Origin of the sequence: Streptomyces sp. NPDC005722 (genome assembly GCF_040630935.1) — a bacterium.
In the GTDB taxonomy this organism is placed as follows: domain Bacteria; phylum Actinomycetota; class Actinomycetes; order Streptomycetales; family Streptomycetaceae; genus Actinacidiphila.
On sequence record NZ_JBEXYN010000012.1, the window covers coordinates 161,355 to 176,462 of the forward strand.

General features: G+C 73.9%; 12 protein-coding genes. All 12 read right to left on the reverse strand.

The window, feature by feature from the left end; all coding sequences use genetic code 11:
* The 12 genes from ABZ479_RS16725 to ABZ479_RS16780 all read right to left on the reverse strand — a co-directional run bounded on the left by ABZ479_RS16725 (nucleotide 1) and on the right by ABZ479_RS16780 (nucleotide 15,032).
* Complete coding sequence (locus ABZ479_RS16725) at nucleotides 1-2,256, reverse strand: NHLP family bacteriocin export ABC transporter peptidase/permease/ATPase subunit (RefSeq protein WP_500462300.1); 2,256 nt, start codon at nucleotides 2,254-2,256, stop codon at nucleotides 1-3.
* Complete coding sequence (locus tag ABZ479_RS16730; RefSeq protein WP_500462301.1) at nucleotides 2,253-3,059, reverse strand: hypothetical protein; 807 nt, start codon at nucleotides 3,057-3,059, stop codon at nucleotides 2,253-2,255. Before ABZ479_RS16730 ends, ABZ479_RS16725 begins: the two co-directional genes overlap by 4 nt.
* Nucleotides 3,060-3,162: 103 nt before the next feature.
* Nucleotides 3,163-3,390, reverse strand: a complete 228-nt coding sequence (locus ABZ479_RS16735) for a hypothetical protein (RefSeq protein ID WP_018558045.1) — start codon at nucleotides 3,388-3,390, stop codon at nucleotides 3,163-3,165.
* Between the two features lie 437 nt (nucleotides 3,391-3,827).
* Entirely contained in the window at nucleotides 3,828-4,574 is a 747-nt protein-coding gene (locus tag ABZ479_RS16740) for a TetR/AcrR family transcriptional regulator (protein ID WP_500462302.1), read from the reverse strand.
* Nucleotides 4,575-4,653: 79 nt separating this feature from the next.
* The gene (locus tag ABZ479_RS16745) at nucleotides 4,654-5,970 is read right to left on the reverse strand and encodes an ABC transporter substrate-binding protein (protein ID WP_499604143.1); all 1,317 of its coding nucleotides are present in this window, start codon (nucleotides 5,968-5,970) and stop codon (nucleotides 4,654-4,656) included.
* An 88-nt stretch (nucleotides 5,971-6,058) separates the two neighbouring features.
* On the reverse strand, nucleotides 6,059-7,153 hold the full coding sequence (locus ABZ479_RS16750; RefSeq protein WP_499604145.1) for a branched-chain amino acid ABC transporter permease: 1,095 nt from the start codon (nucleotides 7,151-7,153) through the stop codon (nucleotides 6,059-6,061).
* A 7-nt stretch (nucleotides 7,154-7,160) separates the two neighbouring features.
* On the reverse strand, nucleotides 7,161-8,036 hold the full coding sequence (locus ABZ479_RS16755; protein ID WP_499604147.1) for a branched-chain amino acid ABC transporter permease: 876 nt from the start codon (nucleotides 8,034-8,036) through the stop codon (nucleotides 7,161-7,163).
* Between the two features lies 1 nt (nucleotide 8,037).
* The gene (locus tag ABZ479_RS16760) at nucleotides 8,038-8,754 is read right to left on the reverse strand and encodes an ABC transporter ATP-binding protein (protein WP_500462303.1); all 717 of its coding nucleotides are present in this window, start codon (nucleotides 8,752-8,754) and stop codon (nucleotides 8,038-8,040) included.
* Nucleotides 8,747-9,583 carry an ABC transporter ATP-binding protein gene (locus tag ABZ479_RS16765; protein WP_500462304.1) on the reverse strand — a complete coding sequence of 279 codons (837 nt, stop codon included), beginning with the start codon at nucleotides 9,581-9,583 and terminating at the stop codon, nucleotides 8,747-8,749. Before ABZ479_RS16765 ends, ABZ479_RS16760 begins: the two co-directional genes overlap by 8 nt.
* A gap of 228 nt (nucleotides 9,584-9,811) precedes the next feature.
* Complete coding sequence (locus ABZ479_RS16770; RefSeq protein WP_500462305.1) at nucleotides 9,812-10,342, reverse strand: hypothetical protein; 531 nt, start codon at nucleotides 10,340-10,342, stop codon at nucleotides 9,812-9,814.
* Between the two features lie 980 nt (nucleotides 10,343-11,322).
* Nucleotides 11,323-13,815, reverse strand: a complete 2,493-nt coding sequence (locus ABZ479_RS16775; protein WP_500462306.1) for a SpoIIE family protein phosphatase — start codon at nucleotides 13,813-13,815, stop codon at nucleotides 11,323-11,325.
* A gap of 191 nt (nucleotides 13,816-14,006) precedes the next feature.
* Entirely contained in the window at nucleotides 14,007-15,032 is a 1,026-nt protein-coding gene (locus ABZ479_RS16780; RefSeq protein ID WP_500462307.1) for a polysaccharide deacetylase family protein, read from the reverse strand.
* Nucleotides 15,033-15,108 lie beyond the last annotated feature (76 nt).

Below are 15,108 nucleotides of genomic sequence, written 5' to 3' on the forward strand. Positions count from 1 at the left end.
TCAGTGCTCCTTGACCAGTGCGGCGTACGCGCCGCCCGCCGCGATCAGTTCCTCGTGGCGGCCGCGCTCGACGACCGTGCCGTGGTCGAGGACGACGATCTCGTCGCTGTCGCGGACCGTGCTGAGCCGGTGCGCGATCACCACGCAGGCGCAACCGCGGCGCCGCAGGTTGTCGATGATGACCTGTTCGGTCTCCGCGTCGAGGGCGCTGGTCACCTCGTCGAGCACCAGCACGCTGGGCCGCCGGACGAGGGCCCGGGCGATCTCCAGCCGCTGCCGCTGGCCGCCGGAGAAGTTGCGGCCGTCCTGCTCGACCCGGCTGTGGACGCCGCCGGGGCGGCGGGCGACGACCTCGTACAGGCAGGCGTCGCGCAGCGCGGCCTCCACGTCCGCGTCGGGGATGGAGGGGTCCCACAGCGCCACGTTGTCGCGGACCGTGCCCTCGAAGAGGAAGACGTCCTGGTCGACGAAGGAGACGGAGGCGGCCAGCGCGCCGCGCGGGATGTCCTCCAGGCGCTGCCCGTCGATGCGGATCGTGCCCTCCCACGGGCTGTAGAGCCCGGCGATGAGCCGGGAGACGGTGGACTTGCCGCTCCCGGAGCCGCCGACCAGCGCGACCTGCCGGCCCGGGGCGACGGACAGCGAGAAGCCGGACAGCAGCGGCTTGTCGAGGGGGCTGTAGCCGAAGGTGACGTCCTCCAGCGTGACGTGGCCCTTCAGACGGCGGTTGTCCGCCCCGGAGCCGGGGCGCGTGTACAGGGAGTCGACGGGGAAGTTCTCGACGTCCTTGAGGCGCACCACGTCGGCGGCGAAGTCCTGGATGCGGCCGGCGACGCCGTTGAGCCGGGTGATGGGCGCGGTGAACCGGGTGACCAGCGCCTGGAAGGCGACGAGCAGACCGATCGAGATGTGCCCCTCCACCGCCCGCAGGCCGCCGATCCACAGGATCAGCGCGCTGTTGAGCGTCGCGAGGGTCGGGGCGACGACCGACAGCCAGGCGCTGGGCACGCCGAGCCGCTGCTGTTCCTCCAGGGTGGAGGCGTGCTGGCCGGCCCAGCGGCGGAAGTAGCCGTTCTCGCCGCCGGTGGCCTTCATCGTCTCGATCGACTGGAGGCCGGTGTACGAGGTGTTGGTGAGCCGTGCGCTGTCGGCGCGCAGCTTCTGCGTACGGGTGGCCCGCAGCCGGGTCACGACGCGCATGGCGACGGCGTTGAGCAGGGCGATGCCCACCCCGAGCACGGTGAGCTGCGGGTCGTACGTCCACATCAGCAGCGCGTAGAGCACGACGACGACGCCGTCGACGGCGGCCGCCGCCAGGTCGCGGGCGAGGGTCTCGGCGACCGCGTCGTTGGACTGCAGGCGCTGGACGAGGTCGGCCGGGCTGCGTTGGGTGAAGAAGGTGACCGGCAGCCGCAGCAGGTGGCGCAGGAAGCGGGCGCTGCCGAGGGTGGAGGAGATGATGCGGCCGCGCAGCAGGTTGGACTGCTGGACCGCGGTGAGCGCTGCGGTGAGCGCCACCATCGCCGCCATCGACGCGAACAGCACGCCCAGCAGGGAGGTCTGGTCGCCGATCAGGAACAGGTCGATGTAGGTGCGGCTGAGCGCGGGCAGCGCGGCCCCGACCGCGACCAGCAGGAGGCTGGCCACCAGTGCGGCGAGCATGGTGCCGCTGGTGCCGCGCAGCCGGGCCGGCAGGGCGCGCAGGACGCCGGGGCGGCGGCCGCCGCGGTGGAAGTCCGGGCCCGGTTCGAAGGTCAGCACGACACCGGTGAAGCTGGTGTCGAAGTCCTCCAGGGGCACGAAACGCCGCCCCTTGTCGGGGTCGTTGACGTGCACGCCGCGCCGGCCGAGGCGGCGGCCCGTGCCGTCGTAGACGACGTAGTGGTTGAACTCCCAGAAGAGGATGGCGGGCGCCTGGACCTCGGTGAGGGCCGCGGTCTCCATCTGCATGCCCTTGGCCTGCAAGCCGTAGCCGCGGGCGGCCTTCAGCAGGTTGCTGGCCCGGGAGCCGTCGCGGGAGACGCCGCAGGCGATGCGCAGTTCCTCCAGCGGCACGTGCCGGCCGTGGTGGCCCAGCACCATCGCCAGGGAGGCGGCGCCGCACTCCACGGCCTCCATCTGCAGCACGGTCGGCGTACGGACGGTGCGCGGCCTGCGGCGCGGACGCTGCCGGCGGGTGCGCGCGGGCTCGGGGCGATGTCTGCGGCGGCCGGCGGGCGGCAGCGGCCGCTGCTGGGTCCGGGCGGGCGCGGTCAAGGGAGCAGCCAATCGATCGGGCGCTGTGCGGCCAGGTGGACGGCGCCGGTGGCCAGGGTCATGGAGTCCAGCTCGTACGAGGGGCCGTCGCCCTTGGACCAGCGGTAGCCGGTCGGGGTGCGGGAGGAGGCGTCCAGTGTCACGACGACGGCCACCGGGCGTCCCGCGCGGGCGAGTTGCTCGGCGAGCTGCGGGTCGCCGAGGTCGGCGGCGAGCTGCCGGGCGGTGCGCGAGGTGCGGCCGACGACCTTCACGTGGCCGCGCAGCACCCCGTACCGGGCCTGCGGCGCGGACTCGACGGCGAGGTCCACCGCGGCGCCCACCGGCACCGAGGATGCGCCCGACGCCGGGACGTAGAGGGTGGCGACGAGCGGGTCGCCCGGGCGGGCGGCGCGTTCCACGGTCGCCACGTCCGCTCCGACGGTGACGACGGTGCCGATCGTGGCCACCAGGGCGCTGACCCGGCCCGCGGCCACGGTGCGGACGACGGTGTCGCCGTCCGGTGTGCGCACGCTGAGCAGCGGGGCGTCGGCGGGCAGGCGTTCCCCTTCGTCGGCGAGGACCCGGGTGACCTGTCCGGCGACCGGGCTCTGCAGGACGTAACTGCCCTGCCCGTAGCCGACAATTCCGGGTGCGCTCATTTTCGAGGACACGGAACCGTTTACCGCCCAGGAAGCCGCGGCGGCCATCACGAGAATGGCGACGGAGAGCACGAGACGGCCCTGCGGGCGTGCGAAACGCACCGGGAGATCGAGTTCTTCCGGTGACTGGAGCTTGGCAAGGGCCTTTTGGCGAAACTGCACGGACTCTTCCCTCGGCGGCATCCCCCGCCATTGGGGCCCAAGGCCGCAATGGCGTCCGCGGGCCCCGGAAGGGAGGTATCCGGGGCCCGCGGATCGATCGGTCTCAGAGACCCGCGATCAGGCCGGTGGCCAGGCCGGTCACGGCGCCGGTGTTGACGCCCGAGATGCCCTCGACGGTGCCGACGACACCGGACACGGTGCCGGCGACGGGGGCGATCGACTCGACGGTGCCGGTGGCGTTGGCCACGAGACCGCCCACGAGACCGCCGGAGACGTTGTCCAGGTCCGCGTCGGAGATCTCGCGGGTCTCGACCTGGGAGGTGAAGTCCATGGGGGGTTTCCCTTCGTGTGAACACATTTCGTGTGGCGAATCATCAGGGGGGCAACCTCTTCGCCACGGCACGGGATACAAGCACGGGGGCAGCTGGGACGGCCAATTGCCGACCGGTGCGTTCGAATTGGGTTCGGATTCCCGGCTTCACCGGTGTGCCGGATTTCCCACGCCCCGGTGGCAATTCCTTCACAGCCCGGGGTCGTTCCGTGGTGGCGGAACCGGGCACTCCGGATCAAACCGCGCGCACGGGCGGCCCGGTTCGCGTGCGGACGTGCGGGCGTATGTCGCCCGCGTGTGCGGTGTGCAGATTTACCGGAGGTAATGTTCAGCCCTGGGCTCGGGCCCGTCCCGCCGCGCCCTGGGCAGGGCTGATCCACGGCGCGCGGCACACGGGTCCGGCGGCCGTACGGGTGGGAACGGAGGAGGGGGCGGACTCAGCCCGCGGCGCTGTCCCCGGCGCCATGCCGGGCGCCGTCCCGGGCGCCGTCCTGAGGGCCGTCCTGAGCGTCGGAAAGTCCGAAGTCGCAAAGCCTGCCGATGAGTTCCAGGGCGGTGTCGGTCAGGACGGCGGCCTCCCGCGCGTCGTCGCAGGCGACGAGTTCCCGGCCGATCTCGGCGATCGTCGTCGTGAGCGCGATCAGCAGGGCGCGGTCGCCCGGCCGCTCGTGGGTGATGCCGAGCAGGGTCGCGTTGTGGCTGATCCAGGTCCTCAGGTTCTGCCGGCCCAGCAGGTCGAAGCCCGGCGGGGTGTCCCCGGTGTAGAAGAGCCCGGCCGTCTCGCGCCGCGCCCTGGTGTGTTCCAGGTAGGCGCGGGTGCCGGTGAGGAAGAGGGCACGCGGGCGGTCCTCGCCGCTCGCCCGGAGCCGGGCCACCGCCCGCGCCGTGGTCTGCGCCTGCGCGGTGCGGAACTCCTCCCACAGGGCCAGGAAGAGGTCCACCTTGCCGTCGAAGTGGTGGTAGAGCCCGCCGACGCTGGCGTCCGCGCGGCGGACCACCTCGGCGATGCCCGCCGCCGCGTACCCCGACTCCCCGAAGACCTCGCGGGCCGCCGCGAGCAGTGCCTGTCGGGTGGTCGCCGCCCGGCCGGGCGTCCGGGCCGGGGCCGGCCCGGACGCCCCACCGGTCGTGGGGAGGTCCGCGGGATCGCCGATGAGCAGCTCGTCACCGCGTGTGTCGCCCATCCCGGGACCTTCCGTCCGTCACGGCGGCGTGGCGCCGTGAACCCACTGCCTGGCGGGGCAGCACACTACCCCTGGTCGTTCAGGACGCCGGGATGCCGCCTGCCGGGGCCTCCGGCGGCGCCGTGGTGTACGGCGTGATGGCGCCCTGCTCGTCGTCCGTCACCAGCGGCGTGCCCTGCAGGGCGACTTCGGTGCTGCCCTTCAGGATGCCGATCTGGACACCGGTGTAGCCCGCGTGCGAGTCCCCGCTGAACCGGAACGGCACCAGCCCGGGCCCGGTGAAGCCGCCCTTCTCCACGGCCTTCACCAGCGACTCCCGCGTGGGGTCCTTCCCGGCGCCCTGCAGCGCCTGCACGAAGGTGTAGGCCATGGACATCCCGAACTCGACGTTGCCGTCGAAGGGCAGCTTCGGGATGTACTTGTCGTGGACCTCGCGGAACAGCTTGATCCAGCTGTTGGACGTGTCGCTGGTGGGCGGCATGTAGGTGTCGGTGATGATGCCGTCCATGAGCGCCGCCGGGTCGGCCGTGCCGCCCGCCTGCTTGGCGAAGGACTGCAGCAGGCCCGCCAGGGTGGTCGGGTCGGAACCGACGTTGGTCACCACCATCTGCGGGTTGTACTGGAGCTTGAGCGAGGTGAGCTTGAACAGCGCGGTGTACGTCGGGATGGTGAACAGCACCACCACGTCCGCTTTGGACTGGGCGATGGCCGTGACCTGCGGGGCGATGTCGGTGCCGCCGGGCTGGTAGCTCTGCCGGCTGACCACCGACTCCTTGGGGATGTACTGGTCCAGGCCCTCGACGCCGTCCTTGCCGAAGTCGTCGCCCTGGTAGAAGTAGGCGACCTTCTTGCCCGCGAAGTTCTCCTTGATGTACTGGCCGAGGATCTTGCCCTCGACGAGGTAGTCCGGCTGCCAGCCGAAGGTCTGCGGGTGCTTGTCGGGCTCGTCCCAGCAGCGGCAGCCGGAGGCCACGAACAGGTCCGGCACCCGGCGGGTGTTGAGGAAGTCGACCACCTTGGTGTGGGTCGGCGTGCCGAGCCCGCCCACCATCGCGAAGATCTTGTCCTCCAGGACGAGTTCCTTGGTGACCTTCACCGTCTGGGTCGGGTTGTACGCGTCGTCCTTGTACCGGAACTCGATCTTCCGGCCGTTGACCCCGCCGTTGGCGTTGACGTGGTCGAAGTACGCCTTGGCACCAGCCGAGACGTTGCTGTAGCCCGGAGCCGCGGGCCCGGTGAGCGGCTGGTGGCTGCCGATGACGATCTTGTCCTTGGTGACGCCCGGCGCGGCGGAACCGCCTCCGGAGCCGCCGGAACACGCGGTGAGCACCAGGGCCAGCACGGCCAGCGCGGCGCCGCCGCGCAGGCGCAGGCCGTGTCGGTGACTTCTTCTCATGACCCCTCCTGGAACCGAATCTGATTCGGTGGGTTCTGAACGGATTTCACGTGGGGTGACGCTGGTCGAGGGAACGGGATGTGGACGGTCAGGTACCGGAGCCCCGGGTGCGGAGCCGCCGGACCAGACGGATGAGGGCCCCCTGGATGCCCTGCGGGAACAGCAGCATCGACAGGACGAGGGCGAGGCCGTACAGGGCGAGTGGCAGGTTGGCGTAGAAGCCCCGGGACAGGTGCAGCGCGTCCGCCACGTCACCCGTCCAGTTGGGCAGCAGTACGAGCAGCACCGAGCCGTACACGGCGCCCGCCAGGCTGCCGAGGCCGCCGAGCACCGCCGCGGTCAGCAGGGACAGCGAGAGCGCCAGCGGGAACGCCCCGGGCGCGGCCAGCGAGCTGACCACCGCGAGGAGCCCGCCGCCCAGGCCCGCGCAGGCCGCGCTGACGACGAAGGCGAGCACCCGCAGCCGCGCCACGTGGATGCCGGCCAGCGCCGCGGAGACCTCGTCGTCCCGGATCGCCCGCCACGACCGGCCCACCCGGCTGCGCCCGAGGTCCGCGAGGAGCACCAGCACGACCACCGCGCACAGCACGCAGACCCAGGCCTGCCAGCGCTCCAGCGGGAAGTACGCGCCCAGCGCCTCGGGCGGCGGGGGCGAGGCCACCACGAGGCCGTTCTCACCGCCGAGCAGATCGGTCAGGTGCCGGTAGTTCGCCAGCGCCGGCAGCCCGACGGCCAGGGTGAGCGTGGCACCGGCGAGGTACGGGCCCTGCAGCCGCGCCGCCGCCGCCCCGACCAGAGCGCCGAGGGCGGCGGTGACCGCGGTGCCGGCCACCAGCGAGACGCCCAGCGACCAGCCGAGTTCGGTGAGGAACAGGCCGGTCCCGTAGGCGCCGACCGCCATCAGCGCGCCGTGCCCCAGCGAGATCTGGCCGTTGGTGCCGGTCAGGACGGTCAGCCCGGCGACCGCGCACACGTACGTGGCGACGGTGGCCACCTCCAGGTTCTGGAACGGCGACAGCAGCGCGCTCAGGCCGCAGACCACCAGCAGTCCGAGTAGCGCAGGCACCAGGTGCCGTACCGCGGTGCGGTCCGCCGGTCCCCGCAGCCGGGCCCGCAGGCCGGCCGCCGCCGGGCCGCCGAGGGGCGAGCCCAGGTCCTTCGTGGTGTCGGTCGTGTCGGTCATCTGCCCCTCACACCCGTCGCACGGAGGTGCCCGAGAACAGGCCGTTGGGCCTGATCATCAGCACCGTCATCAGCACCGCCAGCGCGCCCAGCAGCGCGACCTCCGACCCCAGGTACCCGGAGACGTAGGAGAGGGTGAGCCCGACCACGAGCCCGCCGACCACCGCACCGGGCGGGCTGTCCAGCCCCCCGACGACCGCGGCGGCGAAGCCGAACACCAGCACCGCGTCGAACTGGTTGGGACCGACGAAGGTCGCCGGCGCCACCAGCACCCCGGCGAGCGCCCCGACCGCCCCCGCCAGCGCCCAGCCCAGCGTGAGCACCCGCCCGACCCGCACCCCGAACATCCGGGCCACCTCGGGGGAGAACGCCGCCGCCCGCATCCGCAGCCCCACCGGGGTGACCCGGAAGAGCAGCACGAGCAGCGCCATCACCACCAGCACGGCACCGATGACGAACAGGTCCGACGGCGACAGCAACAGCCGGGCGTCGCCCACCGTGAAGCCCTTGATGCCCAGCAGCGGCGGGAAGGAGCGCGGCGAACCGCCCCACACCATCCCGGCCACCGCCTGCAGGAACAGCAGCAGCCCGAGGGTGACGATCACCGCGTTCATCGGCGGCCCGTTCTCCACCGGGCGGACCAGCACCCGTTCCACGACCGCCCCCAGGACGAAGCCGGAGGCGAGGGCGGCCAGCAGCCCGAGCCAGTACGAACCGGTCGCGTGGATCACGCCGAGGGCGATGAAGCTGGTGACCATCAGCATGCCGCCCTGGGCGAAGTTGACGATCCGGGTCGCCCGCCAGATGAGCACCAGGGCCAGCGCGACCGCCGCGTACACGATGCCGCTGGTCACCCCGCCCAGTGTCAGATTGATGAAGTACATGTCAGAACCCCAGGTAGGCGTGGCGGAGGTCGTCCGCGGTGGCGAGGCGCGCGGCCGCGTCGGCCGCGACCACCCGCCCCAGGTTCAGCACGACGCCCTGGTCCGCGACGGACAGGGCGCTGCGCGCGTTCTGCTCCACCAGGAGCACGGTGAGCCCCTGCCGCTCCCGCAGGTCCCGAAGGACGGCGAGGATCTGCGCGGTGATCCGGGGGGCGAGCCCCAGCGACGGTTCGTCGAGCAGCAGCAGCCGCGGCCGGGTCATCAGCGCCCGGCCGATGGCGAGCATCTGCCGCTCCCCGCCCGAGAGGGTCTCGGCGGTCCGCGCGCGCCGCTCGGCCAGCGCGGGGAAGAGGGCGTACACCTCCTCCAAGCCGGCCGACTGCAGCGCCCTGCGCTCGCGCCGGTCCCGCCACAGGACCCCCAGCCGCAGGTTGTCGTGGACGGTCAGCTCGGTGATGACCCCGCGGCCCTCCGGCACGTGGGCCAGCCCCAGCCGCACGACCTCCTCGACGGGCAGCCCGGCGATGTCGGTGCCGTCGAGCAGGACGCTGCCGGAACGGGGCCGCACGAGCCCGTTGACGGTGCGCAGCAGCGTGGTCTTGCCGGCGCCGTTGGCGCCGAGCACGGCCGTGATGCTGCCCCGCTCGACGGTGAGGGACACCTCGTCCAGGGCCCGCACCATGCCGTAGGAGACGACGAGTTCGCGGACCTCAAGCACGGGCGGACCCCTCTCGCGTCCCGGGCGCCGCCGGCGTCGTGGTGCCGCCCGGTGCCGGTGTCCCCGCGGTGACCTCGTCGCCGAGGTACGCCTCGGTCACCAGCGGGTCGTCGCGCACCTCGTCCGGGGTGCCGTAGGCGATCGCCTTGCCGAAGTCGAGGACGAGGACCCGGTCGCAGACCCGCATGACCAGGTCCATGTGGTGCTCGACGAGGACGACCGCCATCCGTTCGCGCAGCCCGGAGATGACCTCGCCGAGCTCGCGCATGCCCTCCTCGGACAGCCCCGAGGCGGGTTCGTCGAGCAGCAGCAGGCGGGGCTCGCCGACCAGCGCCCGGGCGAGCGCGACCTGCTTCTGCACCCCGTAGGGGAGTTCGCCGGGGAGCCGGCCGGCGGCGTCCTCCGCGCCGAGCTCCCGCAGGACGGCCAGCGAGCGGTGCCGCAGCAGCCGCTCGTCGCGGTCCGAACGGGGCAGGCCCAGCAGCGCGGAGGCGAAGCCCGCCCGCGCGTGCCGGGTCGCCCCGACCATGACGTTCTCCAGCACGGTGAGCCGGGGGAAGAGCCCCAGGCCCTGCAGGGTCCTGGCGATGCCGAGCCGGGCCAGCTGGTGCGGTCGGGGCCAGGGCAGCGGCCGGTCCTGCCAGTGCAGCGTCCCGGCGGCCGGGCGCACGAAGCCGCACACGGCGTTGAACAGGGTCGTCTTTCCGGCCCCGTTGGGGCCGATGACGCCGAGCACTTCGCCCGGCCGGACCGACAGGGACACCGCATCGAGTGCGGACAGGCCTCCGAAGGAGACCTCGAGTCCGTCGATGCGCAGGAGGCTTTCCACCAGTCACCCTTCCTTGGGAGTTCGGCGGGGTGGTACGGGACGAGAGGGGCGGGGTCGGGGATCGGGATCGGGGTCGGATCGTGCGGGCCGCCCGGCGCTCCGGCGGCTCGGTGGCCTGCCGTTCGGGAGGGCTCCTCCCAGCCCGACCGAATCAGAATCGGATTCGGTTCCGACTGAGGGTGACCCCTGTCCGAAGCGCTGACAAGCCCCCGGTGACGGGGAGTCCGGCTAGCCGGCGCCCGCGAGCAGCCGTGCCTCGCCGGCCTCGTAGAGCCGTCGGCTCTCGGCGGCCGTGCCGTCGCGGCGCCGCCGGTCCCAGCGGCTGCCGAGCCGGCCGGCGAGGAAGCCGAAGGGGATGGACACCAACCCGGCGGTCTGCAGCGGGAACCAGTGGAGGTCACGGCCGGGGAAAAGCGCCATGGGACCGCCGGACACCGCCGTCGAGAACACCGTCAGCAGCAGGACGCACGCCGTTCCGCCGTAGAGCGCGGCAAGCAGGCCGGTACGGCCGAAGCCCCGCCAGAACAACGCGTACGTGAGGGCCGGTGCCACCGCCGCCGCGCCGATCCCCACGGCCGCCCACCGGGCCACCGCCGGCTCCGTGCGCGGGCCGGCGCGCCCGTCGCGCATCGCGTGCCCGAACAGGTCGTGCGCAGGGGACGACGCGGCGGCCAGGGTCAGCCCCGACACGGAGGACAGCAGCGTCTCGCCGGGTGGCGGTGGTTGCCGGTGGTGCCAGGTGTCGCCGTGGTACGTCATCGCGCGGTCTCCAAGCGGCTTGCGTGGCGAGGGGTGTGCGGGCGCGGTGGGGGACGGGCAGGTTCGGCCGGTACGCCCCGGGGCGTCGGTGCCCCGGAGTGGCCGCACGATACCGACTGGTCGGCATGTCGGGAAGAGGTGCTGCAGGTCACGGTTGGAGCACCGCGTGCCCGGGCGCCGGACGGGGCCCGCCCAGGCCCCGGTCCTGCCCCCGACTCTCTTGTTTCCGGGGCGGTTTCACGGGATCGGGAAGGGCTCGAGGTGGAGATGTGGGACCGGTGAGTCCAGGCCGTCCGGCCCACCCCCGGACCCGGGCGACTACCGGACGCCGAGACCGGGCCGGCCCCGCACGGAGAGGCCCGGTGCGAACCGCGTTCCGGTCCGGGGACGCCTCCGTGGACCCGCGCGGCCCGACCGGGCTGAGGGCAACTGCCCTGCGCTGGATGCAGTTTGGAGCCGCACGCCCGCGGGGGCAGCTCGCGGCGGGACGACACGGGCCCGGGCCCGGGGGCGCGTCCCGACAGCGGATCGGTCCAACCGCCCTGCGCCTCGGTCGAGTTTCAGGTCCCGGCCCTCGCGGGCAGTGTCACGGGATGGACCTGTTGTGGCGCTGAGCGCGGAGGGGAGCCGCGCGGACCGGTGGGCGCACCCCGCGGCGGGGGCGCAGCCACCCGGCCGGGCGCCGGGTACGCCGAGCCCGAGCCCGGCCGCGCTGAGGGCAACTGCCCTGTGTTGAACGCGGTTTGTAGCTGCACGCCCGCGGGGGCAGCTCGCGGCGGGACGACACGGGCGCGAGTCCGGGGTCGCGTCCGCGACCGCGAGACCTGACCAACCGCCGTGCGCCTCAGTCGAGTTCAGGATCCCGGGCATCGCCGGAGGACCTGTCGTGCGCTGAGCGCGGACGGTTGGAGGGGCCCTCGGCGCGGGTCCTCGGGCGGGCGGCGGCTCCCGCGTCAACCATCGCGGGGCGGAAGGCCGCGTCAGCCGGTCGTCTCGGGGTGCGGGGGGTGGACGGGGACTTCGCACCACACCTGCTTGCCGCCGCTGAGCGGCATCGTGCCCCAGGCGGCGGACATGGCCTCGACGAGGAGGATGCCGCGGCCGCCGGTGTCGTGCCAGTTGATGATCGCCGGTTTGACCGGCGTCCGCGGGGAGGCGTCGCCGACCGCGATCCGCAGCCGGTCCCCGGTGAGCGTGAGGTCCAGCCGGACCTGGCCCTGGGTGTGCACCAGCGCGTTGGTGACCAGCTCCGAGACGACCAGCAGCACCGTGTCGGCCGCCTCGCCGAGCCCCCAGGCGCGCAGGGTGCGGGCGGTGAAGCGCCGGGCGTGCGAGGCGGCGTCGGGGAGCCGCCACACCGTCCAGCTCTCGCGTACGGGCTTGACGGCCATGCCGTCGTAGCGCATGAGCAGCAGCGCCACGTCGTCGCTGCGGCTCGCGCCGCTCAGCAGCGCGTCGGCCATGCGGCCCAGGTGCGAGGGGTCGGCCTCGGACAGCTCGCGCGACATGCGCGAGATGCCCTCGTCCATGGGGAGTTCGGCGGACTCCACCAGCCCGTCCGTGGTCAGCGCGAGGACGGTGCCGTTCTGCAGCCGCAGCGGGATCAGCGGGAAGTCCGCGTCGTCGACGACGCCCAGCGGGGGCCCGCCGTCGCCCTCCACGATCCGCGTGCCGCCGTCCGGGAGCCGCAGCACCGGCGGCAGGTGCCCGGCGCGCACGCACCAGGCGGTGCCCTCCTCCATGTCGATGCTGACGTAGCAGCAGGTCGCGAAGAGGTCGGTCTCCATGCCCACGAGCAGGCGGTTGGCGTGCGACACGACGACGTCGGGGGAGTGGCCCTCCACGGCGTAGGCGCGGATCGCGGTCCGCATCTGGCCCATGAGCGTGGCCGCACCGGCGTTGTGGCCCTGGACGTCGCCGATGACCAGGGCGACGTGGTGGTCGTGCAGGGGTATGACGTCGTACCAGTCGCCGCCGACCTCGAGGCCGCCGGTCGTCGGCAGGTAGCGGGCGACCGCGACGCCGCCCGGCAGCACCGGCAGCCGGCGCGGCAGCAGGGTGCGCTGGAGGGTGCCGACCAGTTCGTGCTCGGCGTCGAACGCCCGTACGCGGACCAGCGCCTGGCCGACCAGGCCGGCCGCGGCGGTCAGCACGGCGCGTTCGTCCGCGCCGAACTCGTGCGGCTGGTCCCAGCCGATGAGGCAGCACCCGACGACCCGTCCGGCCGCGGGCAGCGGCAGCACCGCGAGGCCGCCGGGACCGACCCCGGCCAGCGTCGACTCCAGCGGTGCCCCGGCCGGCCAGAAGCCCACCCGGCCCTCGCGCAGCGCGGTCGCCAGCGTGGGCATGGCCCGGGTCGGCGCGTCCGGCCACTCGGAACGCCATTCGGTGCGCCACACCTCGGGCCAGGCCGAGGGGTCCGCCGGGTCGAGGACGGTCACCACCAGCCGGTCGTTCTCCAGCTCGGCGAGCGCGATCCGGTCGGCGTTCAGCGGGCGGCGCAGCGACGTCACGACCACCGTGCTGACGTCGCGCACGGTCGAGGCGTTGGCCAGGTCGGCGGCGAGCTGCTGCACCCGCCCGACGTCGTTGACCCCGGCCCGCATCCGCGAGGCGTCGCCGACCGTGCCGAGCAGCCGCACGGGGCGGCCGTCGGGGGCGAACAGGACCCGCCCGCGCAGCCGCAGCCAGACCAGTTCCCCGGAGGGCCGGCGGATGCGGAACTCCAGCTCGCGGTCGCCGGTGGCCATGTGCCCGGCCTCGACCACCGACATCAGCGCGGGGAGGTCCTCGGGCACCGTCTGCGCGAGCAGGGTCTCCACCCGGCCGTCGAACCCCGCGGGTTCCAGGCCGAAGAGGGCGAGCACGTCGTCGCCGACGTTGATCCAGCCCGTGTCCATGTCGAGGGTGAAGCCGGTGCCGCGCGACTCCGCCCCGGAAACCGGATCGGTGTCCGCGCACGCGTCGCCGGGGGTGGGGCCGGGATGGCCGATCGCGGTGGCGAACAGTTCGAGGTCCTGCCGGTCCTCCGCGTCGAAGCCGCCGGGCCGGTCCGTGACCGCCACCAGGCAGCCGACGCTCACGTGGTCCGCCCGCAGCGGCAGGGCGGTCAGCGAGACCTCCAGCGGTTCCGGGGTCCCGTTGCCCACCAGCCTGGCGACCTCCGCGGGTCCCGCGGTCACCACGCGGTCCTGGCGCACGGCGACGGCCATGGGGGAAGCGCCGTCCGTCGCGTAGCTCTGGCGCAGCCCGTGCAGGGTGCGGGGCACCCCGGCCGAGGCGACCAGGCACAACTCGCCGCCCGTCTCCGAGGGTGCGTACACCGCGACATGGGTCGCACCGGTGAAGACCAGTGCCTGTTCGATGACGGCTCGCAGGCGGGCGGAACGGCCAAGGTCGGATCGGAGCGTCTTGAGCGCGAGCTCGGCGGACAGCGCCCGTACTCTGCGTCCCTTCGCGCCGTCGCTGACCACGTGGTCATTACACCGCCTCCGGGGCCCCGGCGCAGCCCGTGTGCGGGTAATCGTCACGCGGCGTGAGAGGAACGGGGGCCGGGCCCTCCGTCCGCGGTGCGACGGGCGTGCGGGCGCCGCGATCCGGCGCCCTCCCGCGCCGGACGGGACCGTGGCGGAAGGGCCCGCGCGCAGGGGCCCGCGCGCAGGGGTCAGCGCTGGGGGAAGGTGTACGTGTAGCCGGCCGCGTCGAGCCGGTCGAGCAGCGTCTCCAGCGCCTGCACGGTCTGGCTGCGGTCGCCGCCGCCGTCGTGCATGAGCACGATGGCGCCCGGCTTCAGCTCGCGGTTCACGGTCGCGAGGATGGCGTCCGCGCCGGGGCGGCGCCAGTCGTCGGAGTCGACGGTCCAGCCGAGCGGGCGCAGGCCGTGACCGGCGGCGATGGCGCGGATCGCGGGGGAGAAGTCGCCGCCGGGGGCGCGGTAGTACCACAGCGGCGTGGCGCCGGAGCCGGCCGCGCGGGATATCTCGTCCCGGGCGTCGAGTATCTCGTGGCGGTTGTACTCCTCCGACTTGCCGCTCTGTGCCTCGTCGTGGTGGACGGAGTGGTCGCACAGCCGGTGGCCCGCGGCGGCGATCCGCCGGACCAGGTCGGGGTGGGCCCGGGCGTTGGGGCCTATCTCGCAGAAGGTGGCCTTGGCGTGGTGCCGGGCGAGGACGTCGAGGACCTCGGGGGTCCACACCGGGTCCGGGCCGTCGTCGAAGGTGAGCGCCACCGACCTGCCGGGTGCCTCCACGCCGTGCTGGATCGAGGCCGCGGTCACCGTCGTGCCACGGGCGGGGGCCTGGACGGCGGTCCCGTGGGCCCCCGCGCCGTGGGGGGCCTGCGCGCCGTGGCCGGGTGCCTGCGGCCGGCCGGTCCCCGGGGCGGTGGTGCCGTGGTGCCCGGCGCCGTGGTGCCCGGCGCCCGCCGGGGTACGGGCCGCGCCCGGTGCATCGGACGGGGTGCCGGACGGGGTGCCGGACGGGGTGCCGGGCGTCGTGGAGGGCTTCGCGGCGGGGGCGGACGAGGGCGCGGCGGGGGCGGCGGGGGCAGAGGCACGGACGGAGGGCACGGAGGCGGTGGCACCGGCGCTGCTCATCATGTGCTCCGTGCCGCAGGCGGCAAGCGCGGCTCCGGCGAGCGTCGCCGCCGCGGCCGCTCCGAGGGCTCGGGTCGCGCGGGTCGTCAGTGCCACGGTGGTACCTCCTGGGGCCGGCTGCCGGCATGCCGGGCATGCGGATCAGCCCTCCACCGTAGGGGGCGCGCGGCGG

What these genes read in the sequence shown, in the direction of transcription:
- ABZ479_RS16735 (WP_018558045.1), bottom strand. Translation starts at nt 3,390, where the DNA reads ATGGACTTCACCTCCCAGGTCGAGACCCGCGAGATCTCCGACGCGGAC.
- ABZ479_RS16740 (WP_500462302.1), bottom strand. Translation starts at nt 4,574, where the DNA reads ATGGGCGACACACGCGGTGACGAGCTGCTCATCGGCGATCCCGCGGAC.
- ABZ479_RS16745 (WP_499604143.1), bottom strand. Translation starts at nt 5,970, where the DNA reads ATGAGAAGAAGTCACCGACACGGCCTGCGCCTGCGCGGCGGCGCCGCG.
- ABZ479_RS16750 (WP_499604145.1), bottom strand. Translation starts at nt 7,153, where the DNA reads ATGACCGACACGACCGACACCACGAAGGACCTGGGCTCGCCCCTCGGC.
- ABZ479_RS16755 (WP_499604147.1), bottom strand. Translation starts at nt 8,036, where the DNA reads ATGTACTTCATCAATCTGACACTGGGCGGGGTGACCAGCGGCATCGTG.
- ABZ479_RS16770 (WP_500462305.1), bottom strand. Translation starts at nt 10,342, where the DNA reads ATGACGTACCACGGCGACACCTGGCACCACCGGCAACCACCGCCACCC.